The following is a 21,457-nucleotide window of genomic DNA, read 5'->3' as shown; positions in this document are numbered from 1 at the left end:
CCGCGACTTAAGGGCTGGTCTCGGTCCGTACGTCGTCGTACTCGACCGCGTAGTCCTGCTTCGACCGGTCCTTCAGGGCGAACGCCGCAACCACGCTGATCAGCGCACATATCGCCATATAGACAGCTATGGCGAACGAGCTCTGATACGTCGCGTACAGCCAGACCGCGATCAGCGGCGCGGGCCCGCCCGCCGTCACCGAGGCCAGCTGGTAGCCGAGCGAGGCCCCGCTGTAGCGCAGCCGCCCGGTGAAGCTCTCGGCGATGAACGTGGCCTGCGGGCCGTACTGGATGTCATGGATGGGCGCCGCCAGCACGATGGCCAGCAGGACCAGCGAGGGGACGCGGGTGTCCAGCAGCGGCCAGTAGATGAACGACCAGACCACCATGGCCGCCGCACCGATGATGTAGAGCTTCCGGCGCCCCACGATGTCCGAGACGTATCCCCAGAAGGGCACGGTGAACAGCGACACGACCCCGGCGGCGATGACGTACGGGTAGATGTCGCCCGCCTTGAACCCCAGGGTCTTGGTGGCGTACGTGAGGATGAAGACGGTGAAGATGTAGAACGGCGCCTGCTGCCCGGTCCGGAGCAGCGCGCTCAGCACGATCTCCCGCCAGTTCCTGACGATGACCTCGCGTACGGGGACGCGTTCGACCCTGTTCTCCTGGAGGACCTTGGTGAAGACCGGCGTCTCCAGGATGCCGAGCCTGATGTAGAGGCCGACGGCGGCCATCAGGATGCTGAGCAGGAACGGGATGCGCCAGCCCCAGTAGGGGTCGAGCGGCTGGAACACCTCCAGGGCCAGGTAGCCGAGCACGAGCCCGACGGGCACCCCGAACTGCGGCCAGCTGCCCAGGAACCCCCGCCGCCCGCCGCGCGACTGCCCCCACTCGGTGGCCAGCAGCACGGACCCGCCCCACTCACCGCCGACGCTGATGCCCTGCAGCAGCCGCAGCACGGTCAGCAGGATGCCGCCCCAGATGCCGATCTGCTCGTACGTCGGCACCAGCCCGACCAGGGCGGTGGCGATGCCCATGCTCAGGAGCGTGATGATGAGGGTGGCCTTGCGGCCGATCCGATCGCCGTAGTGGCCGAAGATCGCCGCCCCGATCGGGCGGGCGGCGAATCCTCCGAAGTAGGTGCCGAGTGACAGGAGCAGGCCCGTGGTCGGGTCGCTCTTGGGGAAGAACAGCTCCGCGAAGATCGTGCTGGCGGCGAAGCCGTACAGGAAGAAGTCGTACCACTCGATCGAGGTCCCCACGGCGGAGGCGATCACCGCCCGGACCAGTTGCCTTCTCGTCTGCTGCTGTCCTGTCGCGTCGGGTCGCTGCTCCTCTGACATCTACCGCTCCTCGGTAGGTCTTACCTTTCCCGCGACGTTACATGACACAACAATGGTGGTCACGAGGCTGTTGTGAGGAGCTTTTCTTCAGAAGTATTTCGGGGCCAGGTCAGTGGTGGGCCACGTCTTCACGGTGCCGATCGCCTCACCGAGGATGGGGTCGATCGCGTCGAAGTCGGGAGTGCCCTCCTCCTCCCTGCGGTTGAAGATCGCGCAGTAGCTGACGCCGTTCTGCACCCGCGCGAGGAAGCTGAACGTGCCGGGCATGCTGCCGTTGTGCCAGGTGTTCAACCCTCCGACGTTGTTGTTGCGCACGTTCCAGCCGAGGCCGTACCAGGAGCCGTTGGCGTTCACGCCGGTCTCGGGCTTGGCGAAGATCCGGGAGATCGACGTGGAGTTGAGCACGGGCCCGGCGGCGTTGAAGACGAAGCCCCACTTGACCATGTCGACGGCCGAGGCGAGCCAGCCGCCGTTCGCGTCCTGGTTGGGCATGTTGAAACCGCCGTAGGGGTACGGCACGACGGCGCCCGACTGGTCGACGACGCTCTTGTTGGTGTACTTCGAGGCGTAGGTCACCTCGGTGGAGAAGGCCTCGGAGCGGAGGCTGCGGCCGAGCCGCGGCCGGGTGATCCCTATGGGGGCGAGGAGCTTCTGCCGCACGTACGACTCGTAGCTCATGCCGGAGACCTTCTCGATGATCCGGCCGGCCAGCATGTAGCCGTAGTTGCTGTAGACGAACTTCGTGCCCGGGTCGAAGTCGAGCTTCCTCGCGGTGACGTACTTGATGATGTCGGCGTGGTCGATCGGCAGCGGCGCGTCAAGCGACGCGGAGATCGTGTGGTCGTTCCACAGCGGGTCCTTCGTCACGTTCCTGTCCCAGCCGCCGAGGTGCTGGAGCAGGCGCCACAGGGTGACGTTCGCCAGCCGGGGGTCCGCCGTGGTGGACAGCCCCAGCAAGGGGGCGATCTTGGTGCCCAGCGTCAGCTTGCCGTCCTGGACCAGCCGGACGATCGCGGCCGCCGTGAGGCTCTTGCTGAGGCTGGCGATCCGGAACAGCGACGTCGGCTGCACCCGCACGATGGCGGCGCCCGGCTTGGAGTAGAACCCGTAGCCGCGTGCGAGCAGGATCTTGCCGTTCTTGGCGACCGCGAGCTGGGCGCAGGAGATGTCCCGTTCCGTGATGAACGTCTTCATCGCCTTGTCGAACCCGGCCATCGCGCTCGGCACGACCCCGGTGGTCAGCGGCTCGGCCGCACTGGCCGACGCGGGACGCGCCCCGAGCGCGATCGCCGGTACGGCACCCGCGCCCGCCTGGAGGAGCCGTCGGCGGCTGAGCGTGGTCACATTTCCCCCTATTGTCACAAAAACCTCAATAGTGGCCTTTACTACCACAATCGAGCGAGTCGAGGCGCTCGGCGGCACCCAGGCCGCCCAAGTGGTAGGCGGCGCTCAGGCGAGCCGAGATTGTTGCCGGCGCTCAGGCGGCCTCTGCGGCGCGGAAGGTCTTGAGCGCCTCGGGGCCGAAGTAGGAGCCGTAGCTGGTGGTGCTGTTACGCAGCGCGTGGGTGGAGATCTGGTAGCCGATGCCGGTGATCTTGTTGAAGCTCTGGAACCACGGGCCACCGCTGGAGCCCCCGCCCATGTCGCACAGCAGCGCGTACTTCATGCCGTACGCCGGGGTCGCCGAGGCACCGCTGCAGTACTGCAGGGTCTGTCCGCCGTTGCCGTTGCTCGGATAGCCGAGCAGCAGGTTGGAGGAGCCGGCGGCGGTGGAGTTGAACCTGATGCCCTGGCCGCCCACGGTCTGCACGGCCGTCTTGCTCTTCACCGGCTTGACGACCAGCATGCCGAAGTCAAAGGGCGGCTGGTGAGCGCCGTTCTTGTAGTAGCCGGACCAGATGAACATGGTCCGCGCCACGAACTTGCCGTACGGCGCCGCGCCGTTCTTGTACGCCGGGACGAAGACCAGGTTGGTGCTCCACCGGCCCTCGCCGTCGATCAACGCGTGCCCGACGGTGACGACGACGTCCCCGTCCGCGCTGGTCACGACGTTGCCGGAGGCCACGAAATCCCTGCCGTTGCCGCCCGTGCCGAACACCTTGCCCGCCGTCTTGGCGATGAGCCCGCCGGACCTCCACGTCCGCTGCTTGGCCGCCGAGGTGACGTACGGGGTGGCCCAGCGCTTCGTACCGGCCGACGGGGTGGGCGCGATGTCCACCTGCTCCTGCGCGGCCAACGGTGTCGCACTCTTGGTCGCGCCCCTCGCCGCATCGTCGGGGGCGGCAAGCGGCTGAGCGGCACGCATCCGCTCGGGGGTCCAGTAGTCACTCCCGGCCGCGAACGTCGTCGGCACCTGATGCGCGAGCGGCGCGTCCTCCGCCTTGGCGTCCGGGGGCTCGGCGACGGCGGCGTGGGTACCCAGCCCGAGCATCAAGGTGGTCAAACCGATGATAGGCAAGGTACGCATGGGGCCTCCGTGACAAGCGTGACGGAGAAGATTTACCACACTTGTCACGAAAATGGACAATCGTCACAGACGGACTGCCGCCACGGCGCCGACTGCGGCGCGCCACCCCGGACAGCTCATCCGCCAGGCTCACGAACCCGCGCGTGACCGGCGCCCCGCAGGACCACTCCAAGGGCCGGCAGCCGTCGATCCAGTCCAGCCGGTCGAGCAGCATCGGCCGCTCTGTCGGTGCCGCGCTTCATACTCGCCATCAGACACCGGTCTTCCAGGAGGGACCCATGGCGAGGGGATCCAGACGGGGCAGCAAGCGGCGAAAATCCAACGGCATCGGCGATCTTCGAGTGATGGGACTGGCGGGAGCCGTCGTCGCGATCGCCGTCGTGGTCTACTTCGTCACGCGATACCCGGGATGGGCGGTGGCCATCACCGTCATCCTGATCGCGGCCCTGAGCGGCGGGCTCTTCCTGCGGCACCGGGTCATCCAGGCCCGCCGTCTGCAGTTCCTCGCGGCCAACGCGGCCCTGGAGAAGGTCGACCTCATGACGGGGCCGCAGTTCGAGCAGCTGGTCGCCGAGCGCATGATCGCCGAGGGGTTCCGCCGGGTGCAGATTCGGGGCGGCACCGGGGACGGCGGTGTGGACATCACGGCCGTCGCACCCGACGGCACGCGATGCGCCGTCCAGTGCAAGCGCTACAACCAGAGCGTCGGCGCACCGGCGGTGCGCAACTTCCTCGGGGCCCTGGCCAACGCCTTCACCGGGCACACCGGCGTGCTCGTCACCTCGGGGCGCCTCACCCGCCCGGCCCGCCAGGAGGCGATCAACGCGCGCCAGACGCTACTGCTCGTCGAGCGCGACCTGCTCGCCGACTGGCTGACCGGGAGGTTCGCACTGCTCCCCAAGCCGGCGCCGTTGGTCGAAGGCGACGAGTTGGCAACCTGAACAGCCCTCCCAAGCAATCCGGCTCCCCGCCTGCCCGCCCGGAATCGACAGCCGACACCTCAACGCCTGCGGCATCAGCCCGCCCGGGACCGGCGGCCGACACCTCAACGGCTGGCTTTTCCCGTGGCGGCCCCGTGCGCCCGGCCGTGGCCACGCGGCCAAGCTGCGCGGCCGAGCCGGGCAGTCGGCCGACTCGGACCGGAGCCACGGCCATGCAGCCGGGCGGTCAGCCGGATCCGGTGCCCGTCACGGAGACGAAGCCGGAGCCGGCGCGGTAGTTGGGTGACTGGTGGCGGAAGTAGGTGTTGTAGACCTCGCAGTAGCGGCCCCCGCGGGCCAGCAGGGTCGCGTGGTCGCCCTCCTCCACGATCCGCCCGTGGTCCAGCACGATGATGCGGTCGACGTGCTCGATCGTCGAGAGCCGGTGCGCGATGACGATCGAGGTGCGCCCGGCCAGCACCAGGTCGAGGCCCTCCTGGATCTGCGCCTCGGTCAGCGGGTCGACGCTGGCCGTGGCCTCGTCCAGGACCACGATCGCCGGGTCCTGGATCAGCAGCCGGGCCAGCGCGACGAGCTGCCGCTGCCCCATCGACAGTGCCCGCCCGTGCTCGCCCACGTCCGTCTCCAGCCCATGGGGCAGGGCCTCGATCCAGTCGCCGCCGCCCACCGCGGCGGCCGCGGCGCGTACCTCGTCGTCGCCCGCCTCCGGCCTCGGGTAGCGGATGTTGTCGGCGACCGTGCCGCTGAACAGGAACGGGGCCTGCGGCACCGCTCCGATCTGGCTGCGGTAGGCGCCCAGCTCAAGGGTGCGGATGTCGCGCCCGTCGATCAGCAGGCGGCCTTCCTGGAACTCGTAGAACCGGGTGATCAGCTTGCTGAGCGTCGACTTCCCGGCGCCGGTGTGGCCGACGAGCGCCACGGTCTCCCCTGCCTCGATGAGCAGGTCGAAGTCGCGCAGCACGGGGCTGGCGGCGTCGTATCCGAAGGTGACGCCCTGGAACTCGATGCGCCCGGCCAGCCTGCCCGGCGACTCGGCGGCGGTCTGCACCACCCGCGGCGGGGCGTCGATCAGGGCGAAGACGCGCTCGGACGCGGACAGCCCCTGCTGGAACTGGGACCAGAACGCGGCGATGGACGTCAGCGGGAACCAGAAGAGCGACACGCCCTGCAGGAACAGGTACCAGTCGCCCGCGGACAGCCCGCCGTCGAGCACCTGTGCGCCGCCCATCCGGACCAGGCCCACCGTCGCGAGCCCGGCCACCAGGAAGAGCACGGGGAAGATGGTGGAGAAGACGAATCCCTGCCGGAGCGTCACCTGGTAGCTCTGCCGGTTGATCGGCCCGAACTCGTCGTAGACCTGCTGCTCCTGGCGGAAGTTCTTGGCGACCGCGATGCCGCCCATGGTCTCCTGCAGGTTGGCGTTGACCCGGCTGAGCGAGCGCTGCGCCCTGCGCGTGCTGAGCCTGGCCAGCCGCCGGAACATCAGCGCCAGGCCCACCACGATCGGCACCACCAGCAGCGTCAGCAGGGCCAGCTCGACGCTGCGCACGAACAGCAGGACCGTGACGAAGCCGACCATCAGCACCTGGCTGATCAGGTCCATCGTCAGCGTGGAGACGGTGGCGAAGTCGTCGGTGTCGGACGTCACCCGGCTGACGATCTTGCCGGACGGGGTCTCGTCGTAGAACGACAGGTCGCGCTCCAGCACCGCGTCGAACGCGTCCTCGCGCAACCGGAGCACCACGTCACCGGTCACCTGCGCGCTGTATTTCTGCCGGATGAAGTTGAACACCCACGAGAGCATCCCCGTGACCAGGATCCCCGCCGTGAGCTGCCAGCCCACCGAGCCGATGGTGCCGTCGGAGACCGCGTCGACGGCCAGGCTGCCGAGGGCCGGCACGGCCGCCTGGCTCGCCGAAAGCAGCACGATCATGGTGGCGACCAGGACCATCGACCCCAGCTTGGGCCGGAAGTACGACATGATCCGGCGCAGCAGGGCACGGTCGCTGTAGGTGCGGTCGTAGTCCTCGCCGTCGAGGCCGTCCATGATGAAGCCCATCAGCGCACCCCTCCCTGCTCGGCGGCCAGCACCCCGTCCACGGCTGCATCGCCGTCCAGCTCGACCTCGTCGTAGTGCGCGAAGATCCGGCGGTAGAGCCGGCTGCGCGCGATCAGCTCGTCGTGGGTGCCGAAGTCGACCACTTCGCCGCGTCTGAGCAGCAGCACCTTGTCGGCCCACCGGATCTGCGAGAGCCGGTGAGTGATCAGCAGCGTGGTGCGCCCCTCGAGGATGCGCCCGATCGCCTGCTGGATCTTGTCCTCGGTGGCGGAGTCGATGGCGCTGGTCGAGTCGTCGAGCACGAGGATCGCCGGGTCGGTCAGCAGCGCCCGCGCGATGGCCAGCCGCTGCCGCTGCCCGCCGGAGAGCGTGACCCCGCGCTCGCCGATCACGGTCTCGTAGCCGTCGTCCAGCTCGGCGATGAACTCGGCGGCCTGGGCGTCCTCCGCCGCCCGCACCACGGCCTCGTGATCGGCCCGCTGCCCCAGGCTGAAGGCGATGTTTTCGGACACCGACCGCGAGAACAGCACGATGTCCTGCTCGATGGTGGAGATCTGGGAGCGCAGCGAGTCGAGGTCCCAGTCGCGCACGTCAACGCCGTCGACGAGGATCCGCCCGGACGTGACGTCGTAGATGCGTGGCACCAGCTTGGTCAGCGTGCTCTTGCCCGAGCCGGTCTCGCCGACGATCGCCACCGTCTCCCCCGGCCGCACGGTGAACGTCACCCCGCGCACCGCCGGATCCTCGTCGTCCTCGTAGCCGAACGTCACGTCCTCGAAGACGATCTCCCCGCTGATCGGCGCGGCGTGCCCGTCGGCCCGCTGCTCGATCTCGCTGTCGGTGGTGATGACGCTCAGGATCCGGCGCGAGGACACGATGCCGATCTGGATCAGGGAGAACGTGAAGATCGACATCTGGGTGGGGAACCCGAGCATGCCCATGAGCCCCATGAACGCCACCAGCTCGCCGATGGTGATCGCCCCGATGCCCTGGAGGTGGAGGCCGTGCCACAGCGCCCCGGCCATGGCGACGGAGAACAGCAGGGTGGGCAGGTAGCGGGCCTGGACCAGCCCGTTGCGTACGAAGAGGTCGCGGTAGAGCCGCGCGTCGGTGCGGAAGCGCCGCCGCTCCTGGGCCTCCTGCGCGGTCACCTTGATCACCTCGATGCCCCGCACCGCCTGGTTGAGCCCGGCGTTGAGATCGCCGAACTGCTCCCGCATGCGCGTGGCCACCGGGTTGAGCTGCCGCATGTAGTGCCAGAGCGCGACCGCGAACACGACGGCGAACAACCCGGGCGCCAGCAGCAGCCGCGGATCGATCGCCCCGATGAAGAAAATGGGCACCAGCCCGGTGAGCCCCGAGTCCACGATCAGGTCGACCCCGGGCGTGATCATGATGGAGAGCTGCCGGATGTCGTTGGCGGCCCGGGCCATCAGATCGCCGACCCGCTGCCGGTTGTGGAAGGTCTGGCTCTTGCCGAGCAGGCTCACGTACAGCTCGTCGCGCGCGTCCCGCTCAAGGCGCTTGGCCAGCACCTCGCTCGACAGCCTGGCCACGAGGTCGAACAGCCCCCGCGCCAGCACGATCGCCAGCAGCGCCAGCGCGATGAAGCCGAGCGCGTCCAGCGGCTCGCCCCGCTGCCCCAGCACGGAGTCGAAGGCGTCGCCGGTGAACTGCGGCACCATGGCGTTGAGCACCACCATGACCAGCGACCCGCCGAGGAACCCGACCAGGTGCACCGGATGCCGGCGAAGGTGGGACCAGAGCCAGCGCACCGGCCCGCGCCGGTTGTAGCTCGGGCCGGAGACAGAGAACTCCGAACTGCTGGTGGTCACTGGCAGGCCCTCCCCCGGGCGCGAGCACGCGAGTATCGAACCTGCTTTCTATCACCGGGCACCGACAGTTTCCCATCGGTTTTCACCCGGCCCGGCCGAGGCGGACGACGATGTCAATGAGAGGTCCGATATCCGCCGTCGTTCCGCCTCCCGATCGGGCCAAGATGACCGCCATGATCGAACATCCCCCTGGTCAGGCGTACGAGGTCCGCGGCGGCCGGCGCATCTGGACCGAACAGCACGGGGACGGCGACGCCGTGGTGCTGCTCGCCGGACTGGGCCCCGCGGGGTCGCACGTGATCTTCCACCCGCACTTCGACGCCCTGGCGGCGGACCACAGAGTGATCTACGTCGACCTGTTCGGCCGCGGTCGCTCCGGCCGTCCCCGGCACCTCTCCGAGATCACCTTCGCCGACGACGTCGCCGACGTGGCCGCGCTGCTCGAACGGCTGGGCCCCGCCCACCTGTACGGCTTCTCGTACGGCGGGCTGATCGCGCAGGCGATCGCCCTGGACCATCCCGCCGTGGCGCGTACCGTCACCCTGGCCAACACCCTGCACAGCCCCGAGATGTGGCAGCTCAACCACGCCAACATCAACCGCGAGCTGGCCACTCAGCTCCCCGAGGTGTGGGAGCGGATCCAGGCGCTGCGGCTGGACGGGCTGCGCTCCACGGACGAGCCGCTCAGGCGGGAGTTCGCCAAGGCGGCGGCCCTGGTCCGCTTCTACGACCCGGCCAACGCCGCCCTGCTGGCCGACGAGCCCGGCGCCAGGAACCAGGAGCTCTATCCGATCTTCTGCGGCGACGACGTCGATTTCGTGATCGGGGGTGAGGTGGCCAGGATCCCCGACTTCCGGCCCCGGCTCAAGGAGATCGGCGTTCCCCTGATGGTGCTGGCCGGCCGCTACGACCGGGCGCTGCACCCCGCGCTGCAGCGCGACTTCCGGCTCTTCGCGCCCCAGGCCCGGTTCCACCTGCTGGAGCGCAGCGGCTCGTTCGGCCACGTCGAGGAGACGGAGACCGTCCACTCCCTGCTGCGGGACTTCTGGCGGCAGGCATGACCGCCATGACGGAGACGACCGGACGTACGGCCCGCCGGGATTTCGGGCTGCTGTGGGCCGGGCAGTCGTTGTCGCTGTTCGGGGACCAGTTCATGACGCTGGCGCTGCCGCTGCTCGCGGTGACGGTGCTGGGCGCGACTCCGGCACAGGCCGCGTTGCTGCCGTTCGCCCTGTTCCTGCCCTTCCTGCCGCTCGGTCTGCCGGCCGGCGCCATCGTGGACCGGTTGCCTCGCCGTACCGTCATGCTGGTCTGTGACGGCGTACAGATGATCGCGTTCGGTGCGATCTGGGTCACGGCGGTCACCGGCGTGCTCAGCTTTCCCCTGTTGTTCGCGCTGGTGCTGCTGAGCGGTTGCGCGGTGGTGTTCTTCCAGGTCGCCTACACCTCGTACCTGCCCGGGCTCTTCCCCGACCCGGGCGAGCTGCACACCGGCAACACCCGCCTGGCGCTGTCGGAGTCGACCGCCAAGGCGGTCGGGCCGATGGCCGCGGGGCCGGTCATCGGGCTGCTCGGCGTGGCCGGCGCGCTCCTGGCCAACACCCTCAGCTTCGCCGCCTCGCTCGTCACGCTGGTCGCGATCCGGCACCGCGAGGCGCCGCCCGCCGTCACCGCGCGGGAGCGGGGCTGGGTACGGCGCGACGTCGCCGCCGGGCTCAGGTTCGCGCTCGGGCATCCGGTCCTGGAGCCGGTCCTGTCCTGCGGCACCCTTTACGTGCTGTTCCTTTCCATGGTCGAGACCAGCCTGGTCCTGTACTGCCGCAACGTCCTGGGGCTGTCGCCGCAGTGGATCGGGATCGTGGTGGGCGCCGCCGCGGCCGGCTACCCGATCGGCAATCTGGCCTCGGCCTTCCTCATCAGGCGTCTGGGCAGTTCGCGCGCGCTGATGCTCGCCGCCACCGTGTCGGTGCTGGGCATCGTGGCCATGCCCGTGCTGGGGGCGCACGGCAGCCTGGGCGCCGCCGGCCTGGTCATCGGCAGCATCGTGCACTGCGTGGGCGAGGGCGCGTTCAGCCCCACCTCGCTGACCCTCCGCCAGACCCAGACGCCGCCCGAACTCCTCGGCCGGGTGTCCGCCGTGCAGCGGTTCCTGCTGTGGGGCGCGGTCGCGCTCGGCGCCCTGCTCGCCTCCGTGGCGACCGCACTCGCCGGTCTGGAGTCGACGGTGTGGATCGGCGCGCTCGGCACGATCCTGTGCCTGCCCGCTCTCCTGCGCCGCGGCATCCGCACCGCCGTACTCACCCGTGCTGTCTGATCAGACCCGCACGGGGCCACGGGCCCAAGCCCATGGCCCCGTGCCGTTCAGCAGCCGCCCCGGTTGTACACCCTGAACACGTTGCTCCACCTGCCGACGTACTTCGACTCTCCCGGTGCCACGCAGAAATAGGTGTTTCCGCCCAGCAGGTAGGTCACGAAGATGTTCTCGCCGGCACCGGTGCAGTTCTTGTACATGGCCGCGTCGCCGTCCCGGTAGAGGCCGCAGTCGGCCGCCAGGCGGGTGCGCTCCTTGACGGTGCCCGTCGCGGCGGCGGTCGCCGGGGCCGCGGCGATCAGCGTGGCGGCGACGGCCAGGAGGACAGTGGGGGACAGCTTCTTGATCTTGACTGACATGGGTTGGGCTCCTGTTCTGGTTCATCGGCCGCCCCCGGACCACTGGGCGGCCGGGGCGTGAGGCTCAGCAAAGCCACCGCGGCCAGGTGTCCAACAGAGGCCCGGACACACCCGTCCAGGCTCGGACAGCACCAGACCCGGCTACGAAGGCCCCTCCCCCGTGTCGCACCTGGCCGAGGTCAGCGACTTCCCCTCGAACATGCGCATGGGCCCCTGGGCCATGGGAGCGCTCGGCTGGCCCTTGACCAGGGCTCGGGGCGCGATCCGGTCCGGATGGCGGCCTTCTTCCAGTCCTTCGCGGTGGCGGGCAACGGTCCCGAACAGCGTCTTGATCCTGAGGTCAGCGCCTGCGCTTCTTGCCGTGACCGGAACGGCGGCCGCGCGCCCCCGGCCGAGGCCCCTCCACGAAGCGGAGCGTGTGAGAACGGGTAAGCAACGGCTTGGCCACCAGCCTGCGTAGCTCGTCCATGCCGACCATGGCGGGATGACCGGATTGCGTCACCGCCTCGATGATCTGTGGCGCCTCCCTGCCCGCCATCTGGCCGAGCTGCGTCACGACCTCCTCCGGACCGGCCAGCTCCAGCAGGTTGAGCAGGCCTTCGGTCATGAGCAGGAGTTGCTCGGAGGAGGACAGATCGTCGCGTCCCACGGCTCCGGCGTCGTGCAGCAGCGTAATGGCGATGGGCCCGAGCACGCGGTCCTCGCGCAGGCGCGCGAGGAGCGATCGACCGCCGGGATGGGTCCCGACCAGGGTGGTGAGCATGGCGGACGCGCGGGTGCGGAACGGGCAGGCCCGTATGGCATCCAGCAACGGCTCGACGTCCCCGCCGTGTGCGGCGAGCCAGCCCTCCAGCTCCGTCGCGGCCTCCTCCGGCGGGTAGTGCTCCGCGAGCACGCCGAGCAGTTCGCCCGGCGCGGCCTCCGCCAGCTCCCCCACCAGCGGTGCGTCCCGGCCCTCGGCGAGCATCCGCTCGCGCACACCCCGCATGCCGAGCGGTGTCAGGCTCACGAGCAGCCCCGGCTCGGCAAGGATGGCACGCAGCCGGGTCCGCGCGTCGAGCGGCAAGGGCTGTCCTTCGTCGTCATCACCCAGGTCGCTGAGGTAGAGGGCCTCGGCGACGCCGTGGCTCAGCTCCACCGCGCCGAACTCGGCCAGGGTTTCCAACGCCGCGACCAGGTCGTCGTCGACCTTCCGCCGCAGCGGGTCGTGCGTCCGATCGCCCAGCATCAGGTATTCGCGGCAGGCCAGCCACACCGTCTCCTGGAGGCGGGCCACGGGGACCTGGCCCGGGAGGCCGTACACGCTGTTCAGTACGTCCGCCATCACCTCGTCGAAGACCTCCGCCAGCAGCGACTGGACGTCCCACCCCGAGGCGGAGGCGCCGATCATCGGACCGAGGTCGAAGAAGGCCTCAAAGGCCCGTGACCACAGCCGTTCCGGATCATCCAACAGGGGCGCGGCCTTGGCCACCCGTAGAAGGCGGCCTTTGCGCACGCGGACCAGGCGGGCGGCCTTCGCCCATTCGACGACGAGGTGCAGCTTGGGCATGTGCGTGGCGCTGCGAACCTTGAGGTCCTGCTCGCCGGTGCCAAGAAGCTCCGCCAGCTCGCGAGCGTCGGCCACGCGGAGATTTCCGGCGCCGGTCAGTGACCTGCCGTCCGCTCCGGCCCAGTTGGCCAGTGCCGCCAGCCTCCGTACGGTCTCGCTTCGCGACGCGGCGGCGGCGATCTCCGGCGCGGGTGGCAGGACGATGGGCGGCTGCGGGAACGCCCGTTCCTCATCGGGCCCGAATCCGAGGAAACGGGCCTGCGCCACCTTGTCGAGCACGTCCGCGTCGTACGCCACCCGCCCCGCGTCGACATTGCGCTGAAACTTCGTCAGGGCCTTGTGGTCGCCCGGGTCGACACCGTTGTCGATGGCCACCTGCGCCCAGAACCTCGCCAGCCCTTGGCGGTACGGGTCCGCCAATGCCGCTGGGTATTCCTTCACGGCCTCGGCCACGGCCTTCTCCAACTCGGCCGTCGTGGCGCCGCGCGGGTCGCGGATGCCGGTTGCATCCAGGTAACGCAGCAGCGTGATCAGGCTCAGCGGGGCGGCCTCGAGGTCCTCCCGAGGCGCGGCGACATACCGGGGGATCCACTCCAGCAGGAACCGCCGCACCTGTGCGGCATCCCAGAAGGCCAGCCGTCCGTCTCTGCTGCGATGGCGGGAGTCCAAGGCCGCCGTCAGCACCAAGTCGTCAGCGGCCAGGCCGCGGTCGTCGGCCCAGTCCAGGCAGCGGCGGATCAGCAGATCCTTGGCCGCCTCGAACTCCTCTTCCTGGTCCGGCTCGAAAAAGGTCCGCATGATTCCCCACCGTGGTTCCGCCTGCCCCGGGCTCGAAACCGCGCGGGCCGATGATTCTCCATGATGAACCATCAACCCGACGTACGTGCCCTGCAAGGATCACGCACACTGCCGGACTCGACGTGCACCGGAGGCCGTGCGCGAGGTGATCGGCGAGGAGCGGATCGACAACCCGATCAAATCTGTCACCGCTTGATGCCACACTGTGACGGTGACCAGGCCCAGGTACTTCAACACCACCGGACCGTGCGACCCCCGGCTCCACTACGTGCTGCCATCGCAGCCCCGGCTGCCGGAGGCGCGCGAGTTGATCGACGTGGATCGCTATTTCGTGATCCACGCTCCTCGTCAGTCGGGTAAGACGACCATGCTGCATTCCCTGCAGCGTGAGCTCACCGAAGAAGGCGCTGCCGTGGCGGTGACGATCTCCTGCGAGGCCGCCTCCGCGGCGGGCGACGACTACGAGGCTGCGGAGCTGATCCTGCTGGACGAGTTCCGGTCGAAGACCGACGCAGCGCCTGACCCCTGGCCCGAGGCAACCCCAGGTGCACGGCTGGCCGCCGCCCTCCGGGCGTGGGCAGCTCAGTGTGAGCTCTCGCTCGTGTTGCTCATCGACGAGATCGACGCGCTGAGCGGGAGGACCCTGATGTCTGTCCTTCGGCAACTACGCAGCGGCCACAACAGCCGCCCGGAAGGCATTCCGTTCCCCAACTCCGTGGTGTTGTGCGGGCTGAGGGACGTGCGGGACTACAAGATCGCCTCCGGTGGCGACCCCTCCCGGCTCGGCGCGGTCAGCCCTTTCAACATAGCGGTCGAGTCGTTTCGCCTGTCCGACTTCACTCCTGAGGACGTCAGGGAGCTGTACGGCCAGCACACCGCGGAGACCGGGCAGGAGTTCACCAAGGAAGCCCTCGCCGCGGCCTTCGAATTCACCCGCGGACAACCCTGGTTGATCAACGCGCTGGCTTATCAGGTCACCCGTAAAATGCGGGTTCCTCCAGAGGAGCCGATCACCGCCGGGCACATGGAGCAGGCCAAAGAGCAACTCATTCGCGCCCGCGCCACCCACCTGGATTCTCTCGTCGCCAAGCTGCACGAACCCCGGGTCAAGCGAGTGCTCGAACCGGTGCTCGCAGGCACGCTGGTCCACGTCGACGAAACCTTCGAGGACGACTTCTCCTACGTTCGTGACCTCGGCTTGGTAGCCCAAAGGCCCTCTCTCAACATCGCCAACCCCATCTACCGCGAGGTCATCCTCCGCGTGCTGGGTAGCGGTGTGGAAGCCGTCATCCAGGCCGATTCGCGGTCTTTCGTCCTCCCCGACGGCCGTCTGGACCTGCTCAAGCTGTTGCGCGAGTTCACCGCCTTCTGGAAGCAGCACGGCGAGATCCTGGTCCGTGGCGCCGCCTACCACGAGGCCGCATGCCAGATCATCCTCATGGCCTACCTGCACCGAATCCTCAACGGCGGCGGCTTTCTCGACAGGGAGTACGCGGCGGGCACCGGGCGGCTGGACGTCTACCTGCGCTGGCCGTACGGCGAGCGGCAGGTGCAGCGGGAGGCCATGGAGCTCAAGGTGTGGCGGCCCGGTCAGCGGGATCCGCTGACCGAGGGGCTCGCGCAGCTCGACCGCTATCTGGACCGGCTTGATCTCGACACCGGTTACCTGGTGGTCTTCGATCGCCGTCCTGAGGCGTCCCCGATGGAGGAGCGCGTCCGGTTCGACCAGGACCGCACCCCGGCGGGGCGGCAGGTCACCGTTCTGCGGGCGTGAAGGGCGGCCCCATCCCGAGCCCACGCAGAAACGATCTGTGCGATGCCATCCCCCGCTCGGGCGGGTCTGACGGATGCGCAATGGACGACGCTGAAGCCCTTGCTGTGCCCGTCGGACGCAATCCGGATCAGGTGAGCCGATCGACTACCGGAGGGCGGCGCCGTCATCTTCAGTCTGCACGGCTGATGACGCAGGTGCTTCGGCGATCCTGGCGGCACGTCGTTGGAGCACCAGCGCCCAGACCGTGGACAGGAGCGCGAACGCGCCGAGGGTGGCGAAACCGGCCCCCGCGCTGGTGTGATCGGTGACGGTGGCCACGAGCAGCATGACGACGATGGTCGCGGCGAGCCCGCCGCCGTTGGCCAGGCCGAAGACCCGGCCTATGTCCGCACGACCGGCCCGGGCCATCAGCAGATTCCGCGACGAGATCCTCGCCTGGCCGAAGACGAACGCACCCATGGGGACCAGCACGGCCAGCCCGGCGACGCCCAGTCGTCCCTGAGCGACGATGAGCAGGCTGCACGCGAAGAAACCCACCACGGCGATGCGCAGATCGGAGTACCGCTGGGCGAACAGCCGGTATCCGGCGGCGGCGGCCAGAAAGCCGAGGCTGCCCAGGGCGTCGATGGCCCCGAAGGTCCCCGCGCCGCGATTGAGCTCGACCAGGACATACATGGGCAGGAGGGCGTTGAAGACGGTGACCACGACGCTGCCCTGCGCGTACAGCAGGATCAGGCTGCCCATCGGAAGCGGCAGCCGATCCGGGGCTGCGACCTCCACCGGCTCGGCGGCGAGCCCGCCGACAGCCTGAGTACGGCCGACGGCGGTCACGCACAGGGCCGATACGGCGAAAGTGGCCGCGTTGAAGACGAGCAAGGGGACGGCGCCGAAGACCTGGACGGCGAGCCCGCCGACGGTGGCGGACAGCAGCATCCCTGCCTGGGTGGCCATCTCGTAGCGGCCGTTGAACCGGCGCAGGACGGCACCACCGGGAACCCGCTCCTTGATCAGCGCCGCGCTCGCCGGCACGAAGATCGCGCTGACCAGGGCGAGCGCGAAGTTCGCGGCGTAGATGCCGGCCTCGGCCGCACCGCCCGCGACCAGCCACAGCGGCAGGCCGAGGGCGACGATCGCGCTCGCCGTGTCACAGGCGATCCACAGAACGCGGCGCTCCAGGCGGTCCGCGAGCCGCCCCAGATAGGGGGACAGGACGGCCTGCGGCAGCGCGACGGCGATGAACAGCCAGCCCACGGCCATCATGGTCTGCTGCTCTCTGGCCAGCAGCAGCGCCCCGGTGATGAGCTGGATGTTGTTGCCGAGCGCGGTGGTGAAGGCCGCGGCGATCAGCAGCCGCATGGTCGCGCGATGGGGGATCTGAACGGACATGCGCACAGTCTCCACATCTTCACTGACACCAAATGTCAGTGAAGATGTGACCCGAGATCTTGTGTGACCTGGTTCATGACCTCGTCGGGGCCGCCCAGCTCAAGCAGCGTGAGCAGTCCTTCCCCATCAGCAGCAGTTGCTCCTCCGGAGTGAGGTCGTCGGGGAGGAGAGCCGTCACGGCGATGAGCCCCAGTGCCCGATCGTGGGGCGCCTCACTCATCGTCCAGCAGGTCGTACAGGTCCAGGCCGCTCTGCTCCGGAAGCAGGGCAGGTGATGGGCGCACGAGGGGTTGTTCGGTCCAGATGCACTTGCCGGAGTCGGTGAAGCGGGTGCCCCAGCGATGGGAGATCGCGGAGACCAGCTGGAGCCCGCGGCCGCCCTCGTCGGTGTCGGCGGCGCGGCGGATGCGGGGCGTGGTCAGGCTGCCGTCGGAGACCTCGCAGGTGAGCACGTTGCTGCGGAGCAGGCGCAGGTGGATGGGGCCCTTGGCGTGGCGGACGACGTTGCCGACCAGCTCGCTGGCCAGCAGTTCGGTGGTCATCGACAGGTCGTCCAGGTGCCAGGCGCTGAGCTGGGCGCGGACGTGTTCGCGGGCCTCGCCGGCGGCCTTGGGGTGTTCGGGCAGCGGCCAGCTGGCCATGTCGTCCTTCGGCAGCGCGTGAGTGCGGACGACCAGCAGCGCGGCGTCGTCGGCTGTCCCCTGCCTGACCGGCAGCAAAGTGGTGACGAGACTGTCGCACAGAGATTCGAGGCACTCGGCGCAGTGGAGCCTCGTCGCGTCCGGCGTGGCGGCATGATCCTCGTGCCCGGACAGAGCTCCTGAGATCGTGCCGCTGAGCGTCCTGGCCAGATGGGCCATGCCCTGGTCGATGTCGAGGGTGGCGGATTCGACCAGGCCGTCGGTGTACAGCACCAGCAGACTGCCTTCGGGCAGCTCCATCCGTACGGTGTCGAAGGGCGGGGTGGCGGCGCCGAGGGGCGAGTTCGGATCGGCGTCGGGGAAGTGCACGCTGCCGTCGGGGTGGACGACGGCGGGCGGCGGATGGCCGGCGCGGGTGAGCACGCAGGAGCGGGTGGTGGCGTCGTAGACCAGGTACAGGCAGGTGGCGTAGAAGTCGTCGCCGAGGTCGCTGACCACGTCGTTGAGGTGGGTGAGCAGCTCGTCGGGAGGCAGTTCCAGGTCGGCCAGGGTGCGGACCGCCGTGCGCAGGCGGCCCATGGTGGCCGCCTCGGTCACGCCGTGTCCCATGACGTCGCCGATGACGATGGCGACGCGGTCCGCCGACAGCGGGATGACGTCGTACCAGTCGCCGCCCACCTCCATGTCCTTGCCGGCGGGCAGGTAGCGGGCCGCGGCGGTGACCGCGGGCAGGCGGGGCAGCTCGCGTGGGAGCAGCCCGCGCTGCAGTTCCTGGGCGCGCGTGTGCTCCCTGTCGTACAGGCGGGCCCGTTCCATGGCCTGGGCGACCAGCCCGCTGAGCGTGGTGAGCAGGTTGCGCTCCTCGCCGGTGAACTGGCGCGGATCGGTGAAGGAGACGACGCAGCTACCCACCGGACGTCCCGAGGCGATCAGCGGCAGGAAGGCCCACGCTTGTTTGTCTCCCACCACCGGAAGATCGGCTGTCATGGGGTAGCTCTCGATGCACTCCTCGAGCGAGCTGATGAATATCGGGGAGTGCTCCCGCAGGACCCCGGTGATCGGGAGCCCCCAGGAGGCCGGCATCCGGGCCACCTGATCGATGACCTCCGTCGGATACCCGGTGAACCCGACCGGCCGCAGGTGGTCACCCTCCAGGAAGGCGAGTATCAGCCCGGAGGCGCCGAACAACGGCAGGATGTGATCGGCGGCGGCGTCCACGACGTCCCGAACGGCGACCGCCTCGGCCAGCGCCCTGGTCAACTGCCTGATATGGGAGGCCCGCGCCACGGAAGCGCGCTCGGCGTCACGCGTCTGCGGTTCCATGACCGTCTCCAGGACGTCATGGGTCTTGGTGACGTTCCACAGGGTGCCGACCATGTGTGCCGCTTCACCGTTCTCATCGAACACCGGCCGGCCACGGACCCGCACCCAGCCGGACGTCCCGTCCGGGCAGCACACTCGATACTCGGTGCTGTGCATCCTCCCCGTGCGGATCGCCTCGTCTATGTCGGACAGCACCCACGGCAGATCCTCGGGGTGGATGGTGCCCATCCAGGTCTCGATTCGCCCGTAGGTGCCCGGATCGAGGCCGAGCACGGTGAGCATCGCGTCGTTCCAGATGACGTCACCGGTCCAGATGTTCCAGTCCCATGTGCCGACCGCCTGCAGGTCCTGCTGCGGATGCGCGTCGGTGGGCTGTTCCGGAAGGGCCGGACCGGGTGGAGGCGCGGTGGACTTGCTCAGACGCTCGCCGGCCCAGCGGCCCAGCGTGTCGAGAAAGGCCCGTTGCCCGGCCGACGGCTCGTGCGGGGAGACCGTCACGATCGAGAGCGTGCCGATCGGACCGCCGGGGCCGAGCAGCGGGACGGCCGCCATCGCCGTGCCGACCGGCCAGGACCAGGATTCGGCTGCGGCCCTGTCCGGTCGCCGGCTCGCCGTCGCGCCATCCTCGGGTATCCCACCGGCGAGCTTCGCCATGGACACCCGTACGAACCCACCGTCCCGGAACGCGCGCGCCGGGGCGAGTGGACCGTTCCCGTCAATGCGCTCCCACACCCGGGTGAAGGCCGGGGGGAGTCCGCTGGTCACCGCCAGGCGCAGTCCGCCGCCGTAGCCGGGACTGCCGAGATGCACCATGCCGCCCAGCCCGGCAAGATCGGCCACCGCCTGCTGGATCGCGAACCGCAGGACCTCGATCCCCCGCAGATCGTCACCGACCACCGCCAGGAGCCGTTTCCGCTCCTCGGAAACCAGGTCCGTCCACATGATCTGCTGATCTTGCGCACGCCGTTCGCCCATCCCCATTCCCTGCCCTTCACCACGTCACCAGGGTCTCCAGCGGGGTCAAGTGCGATCCTGCGGAGCCCGGGCCTTGGGACGCGCCTGCGGCACTGATTCGAGAGGAATCTGCATATTTATGGCGATATATACAGACTACAACTACGAATGAGGCCGCCTGCGGCGTAGGAGTTTCCGAGCTGCTGGGACGTCCCAGCTCGCCGGGGTCAAGAGCTGCTCGAGGGTCATCGACCGTCGGTGGCGAGGCGGTCCAGGGGCGTGGTGGGCAGGGCGATCCAGCCCTCCGTGGTCGCCGCGCCCGCCTGCTCTCCCGTCGGTACGGTGACCAGGCCGAGGGCGGAGGCGCGGGCGGCGAGGGCCGACACGACGGCGTCGGTGGCGTGGTCCGAGGCCCGGCAGAGAGCCTCGTGTTCACCCAGGTCCAGCCAGGGCGCCGCCTCCTGGAGCCGGTCCACGAGGTGGCCCAGCTCGGCGAGGTTGGCGGCACGCTTGTATCCCCGATACGGCAGGCCCCACCGCTTCAGGCAGGCCGCCGGATAGACCTCCACGACGGCCCCGGCACCGCTCCGGTCGACCGGCCGGCCCCTTCGCGCGAGCTCGGCCAGGAGGGCGGCGCAGCGCATGGTGGCGTGGGCGATGCGGTCGGCCGACACGCTCAGCGGGGTCAGGCCGGTCTGCTGGTGTACGACCTGGTCGGTGACCCGTAGCGCAAGATCGCGGCGCCAGGCCCGGCCAGCCAGGCCCGGCGGCACCTGGACATAACCGGCGCGGTGGGCGGTGACGAAGTCGACGAAGCGGTCGGGCCACCCGAACGGGCAGTCGATCCCCGCCTTGTCCGCGGCCATGATCGCCTCGACGATCAGGGCGTCGTCCGCCCCGGCCACCACCCTGACGAGCCGTGCGCGATCGGCCGGCCAGTCGATCCAGGCCACCGCGGTTCGCACCGCCTCCGCGGCGAGATCGACGCCGACCGTCACCATCCGCGGCCTCAGTCCTCTCTGAGCGTGGGGAGGCCGGCGAGCAGCGCCTTGAGGGCGCGGATCAGGGTGGGGAGGAAGTCGGGGCACGTCGCGGCGATGTCGGGGTCCTGGGCGTAGAGCTCGGCGAGCATCGGCGAGGGGTTCGCGATGGGGTAGAGGATGCCGGCCAGGGCGGTGGCGGCCGAGACCAGTTCCACCCCTTCGTCGACCCTCAAGCCCGTGAGCCGGGCGACCTGCGCGCCCACGTCGGCGATGACGGCCAGGATGGCGCGTTTGAACGTGCGGGCCGCCTCGATGGAGACGTTGTGTTCCAGGGTGGTCGCGGTCTGGCTGAGGAGGTCGCACAGGAGGGGCCGGTCCGCGAGCGTCTCCGCGAGGGCCGCCGCGACATCGTCCGAGGCTTCGAGGCGGGTGGTGACGGCCTCAGCCCACTGGCGCCACTCCTCGGCGGCCAGGATGAGGTAGATCTCCTCCCGAGTCCCGAAATAGCGCATGATGTTTGACTTCGCCAGCCCGACGGCCTCCGCCACCGCGCCCAGGCTGACGTTGCGCACCCCGGAGGCCATGGCGAGATCGCGGGCGGCCACGAGGATCGCCTCGCGCCGCTGCTGCTTGTGCTCCGGCCGCCTGGCCCGTACGAATGCCCGCTTCATGTCGCGCTCCAGCATAGGTGACCAGACTTTAGAGGACGACGTTCTCTTGTTAAGGAAACAC

15 protein-coding genes are annotated in these 21,457 nt (G+C 69.4%); 4 read left to right on the top strand and 11 right to left on the bottom strand.

Translation table 11 applies throughout. From position 1 onward, the window contains the following. Positions 1-7 precede the first annotated feature (7 nt). The 3 genes from ACIBI9_RS38390 to ACIBI9_RS38380 all read right to left on the bottom strand — a co-directional run bounded on the left by ACIBI9_RS38390 (position 8) and on the right by ACIBI9_RS38380 (position 3,812). Entirely contained in the window at positions 8-1,345 is a 1,338-nt protein-coding gene (locus ACIBI9_RS38390) for an MFS transporter (protein ID WP_397229704.1), read from the bottom strand. 87 nt (positions 1,346-1,432) lie between these two features. After that, complete coding sequence (locus tag ACIBI9_RS38385) at positions 1,433-2,689, bottom strand: serine hydrolase domain-containing protein (RefSeq protein WP_397229702.1); 1,257 nt, start codon at positions 2,687-2,689, stop codon at positions 1,433-1,435. 133 nt (positions 2,690-2,822) lie between these two features. Continuing rightward, positions 2,823-3,812, bottom strand: coding sequence for a trypsin-like serine peptidase (locus tag ACIBI9_RS38380; RefSeq protein WP_397229700.1), 990 nt, complete (start codon positions 3,810-3,812; stop codon positions 2,823-2,825). A 344-nt stretch (positions 3,813-4,156) separates the two neighbouring features. On the opposite strand from ACIBI9_RS38380, the gene ACIBI9_RS38375 reads away from it, so the two are divergent. Next, complete coding sequence (locus ACIBI9_RS38375; protein ID WP_397229698.1) at positions 4,157-4,753, top strand: restriction endonuclease; 597 nt, start codon at positions 4,157-4,159, stop codon at positions 4,751-4,753. Positions 4,754-4,979: 226 nt separating this feature from the next. Here ACIBI9_RS38375 and ACIBI9_RS38370 read toward each other — a convergent pair whose 3' ends face one another. Continuing rightward, positions 4,980-6,812, bottom strand: coding sequence for an ABC transporter ATP-binding protein (locus tag ACIBI9_RS38370; RefSeq protein ID WP_397229696.1), 1,833 nt, complete (start codon positions 6,810-6,812; stop codon positions 4,980-4,982). Continuing rightward, positions 6,812-8,647 (bottom strand): ABC transporter ATP-binding protein, encoded by a 1,836-nt coding sequence (locus tag ACIBI9_RS38365; protein ID WP_397229694.1) that lies wholly within the window; start codon positions 8,645-8,647, stop codon positions 6,812-6,814. Before ACIBI9_RS38365 ends, ACIBI9_RS38370 begins: the two co-directional genes overlap by 1 nt. A 173-nt stretch (positions 8,648-8,820) precedes the next feature. Here ACIBI9_RS38365 and ACIBI9_RS38360 point away from each other — a divergent pair, with 173 nt between their 5' ends. Together ACIBI9_RS38360 and ACIBI9_RS38355 are read left to right on the top strand one after the other, a co-directional pair. Then, positions 8,821-9,708 (top strand): alpha/beta fold hydrolase, encoded by an 888-nt coding sequence (locus tag ACIBI9_RS38360; RefSeq protein ID WP_397229692.1) that lies wholly within the window; start codon positions 8,821-8,823, stop codon positions 9,706-9,708. Beyond that, positions 9,705-10,961 (top strand): MFS transporter, encoded by a 1,257-nt coding sequence (locus ACIBI9_RS38355; protein WP_397229690.1) that lies wholly within the window; start codon positions 9,705-9,707, stop codon positions 10,959-10,961. Before ACIBI9_RS38360 ends, ACIBI9_RS38355 begins: the two co-directional genes overlap by 4 nt. 47 nt (positions 10,962-11,008) lie before the next feature. Here ACIBI9_RS38355 and ACIBI9_RS38350 read toward each other — a convergent pair whose 3' ends face one another. After that, positions 11,009-11,317 carry a DUF6355 family natural product biosynthesis protein gene (locus ACIBI9_RS38350; protein WP_397229688.1) on the bottom strand — a complete coding sequence of 103 codons (309 nt, stop codon included), beginning with the start codon at positions 11,315-11,317 and terminating at the stop codon, positions 11,009-11,011. A gap of 340 nt (positions 11,318-11,657) precedes the next feature. After that, positions 11,658-13,664: a hypothetical protein gene (locus tag ACIBI9_RS38345; protein ID WP_397229686.1), complete on the bottom strand. Its 2,007-nt coding sequence runs from the start codon at positions 13,662-13,664 to the stop codon at positions 11,658-11,660. 211 nt (positions 13,665-13,875) lie between these two features. Here ACIBI9_RS38345 and ACIBI9_RS38340 point away from each other — a divergent pair, with 211 nt between their 5' ends. After that, a complete protein-coding gene (locus ACIBI9_RS38340; protein WP_397229684.1) occupies positions 13,876-15,438 on the top strand; it encodes an ATP-binding protein in 1,563 nt (520 codons plus the stop codon). Between the two features lie 144 nt (positions 15,439-15,582). Here ACIBI9_RS38340 and ACIBI9_RS38335 read toward each other — a convergent pair whose 3' ends face one another. The 4 genes from ACIBI9_RS38335 to ACIBI9_RS38320 form a co-directional block, all read right to left on the bottom strand. Next, a complete protein-coding gene (locus ACIBI9_RS38335) occupies positions 15,583-16,824 on the bottom strand; it encodes an MFS transporter (RefSeq protein WP_397229682.1) in 1,242 nt (413 codons plus the stop codon). 212 nt (positions 16,825-17,036) lie between these two features. Further along, positions 17,037-19,763 carry a SpoIIE family protein phosphatase gene (locus ACIBI9_RS38330; RefSeq protein ID WP_397229680.1) on the bottom strand — a complete coding sequence of 909 codons (2,727 nt, stop codon included), beginning with the start codon at positions 19,761-19,763 and terminating at the stop codon, positions 17,037-17,039. Positions 19,764-19,987: 224 nt separating this feature from the next. Then, on the bottom strand, positions 19,988-20,743 hold the full coding sequence (locus ACIBI9_RS38325) for a DUF429 domain-containing protein (RefSeq protein WP_397229678.1): 756 nt from the start codon (positions 20,741-20,743) through the stop codon (positions 19,988-19,990). An 8-nt stretch (positions 20,744-20,751) separates the two neighbouring features. Then, positions 20,752-21,396 carry a TetR family transcriptional regulator gene (locus ACIBI9_RS38320; RefSeq protein WP_397229676.1) on the bottom strand — a complete coding sequence of 215 codons (645 nt, stop codon included), beginning with the start codon at positions 21,394-21,396 and terminating at the stop codon, positions 20,752-20,754. Between the last annotated feature and the right edge of the window lie 61 nt (positions 21,397-21,457).

Source organism: Nonomuraea sp. NPDC050451 (assembly GCF_044458585.1).
The sequence above is the reverse complement of the archived record's forward strand: the minus strand, read 5'-3'. Positions and strand labels throughout refer to the sequence as shown.

Bases quoted from the DNA above. Each gene is read 5' to 3' on its own strand.
- ACIBI9_RS38325 (WP_397229678.1), bottom strand. From the start codon at position 20,743: ATGGTGACGGTCGGCGTCGATCTCGCCGCGGAGGCGGTGCGAACCGCG.
- ACIBI9_RS38390 (WP_397229704.1), bottom strand. From the start codon at position 1,345: ATGTCAGAGGAGCAGCGACCCGACGCGACAGGACAGCAGCAGACGAGA.
- ACIBI9_RS38380 (WP_397229700.1), bottom strand. From the start codon at position 3,812: ATGCGTACCTTGCCTATCATCGGTTTGACCACCTTGATGCTCGGGCTG.
- ACIBI9_RS38320 (WP_397229676.1), bottom strand. From the start codon at position 21,396: ATGAAGCGGGCATTCGTACGGGCCAGGCGGCCGGAGCACAAGCAGCAG.
- ACIBI9_RS38350 (WP_397229688.1), bottom strand. From the start codon at position 11,317: ATGTCAGTCAAGATCAAGAAGCTGTCCCCCACTGTCCTCCTGGCCGTC.
- ACIBI9_RS38360 (WP_397229692.1), top strand. From the start codon at position 8,821: ATGATCGAACATCCCCCTGGTCAGGCGTACGAGGTCCGCGGCGGCCGG.
- ACIBI9_RS38330 (WP_397229680.1), bottom strand. From the start codon at position 19,763: ATGGGCGAACGGCGTGCGCAAGATCAGCAGATCATGTGGACGGACCTG.
- ACIBI9_RS38335 (WP_397229682.1), bottom strand. From the start codon at position 16,824: ATGTCCGTTCAGATCCCCCATCGCGCGACCATGCGGCTGCTGATCGCC.
- ACIBI9_RS38355 (WP_397229690.1), top strand. From the start codon at position 9,705: ATGACCGCCATGACGGAGACGACCGGACGTACGGCCCGCCGGGATTTC.
- ACIBI9_RS38345 (WP_397229686.1), bottom strand. From the start codon at position 13,664: ATGCGGACCTTTTTCGAGCCGGACCAGGAAGAGGAGTTCGAGGCGGCC.
- ACIBI9_RS38375 (WP_397229698.1), top strand. From the start codon at position 4,157: ATGGGACTGGCGGGAGCCGTCGTCGCGATCGCCGTCGTGGTCTACTTC.
- ACIBI9_RS38370 (WP_397229696.1), bottom strand. From the start codon at position 6,812: ATGGGCTTCATCATGGACGGCCTCGACGGCGAGGACTACGACCGCACC.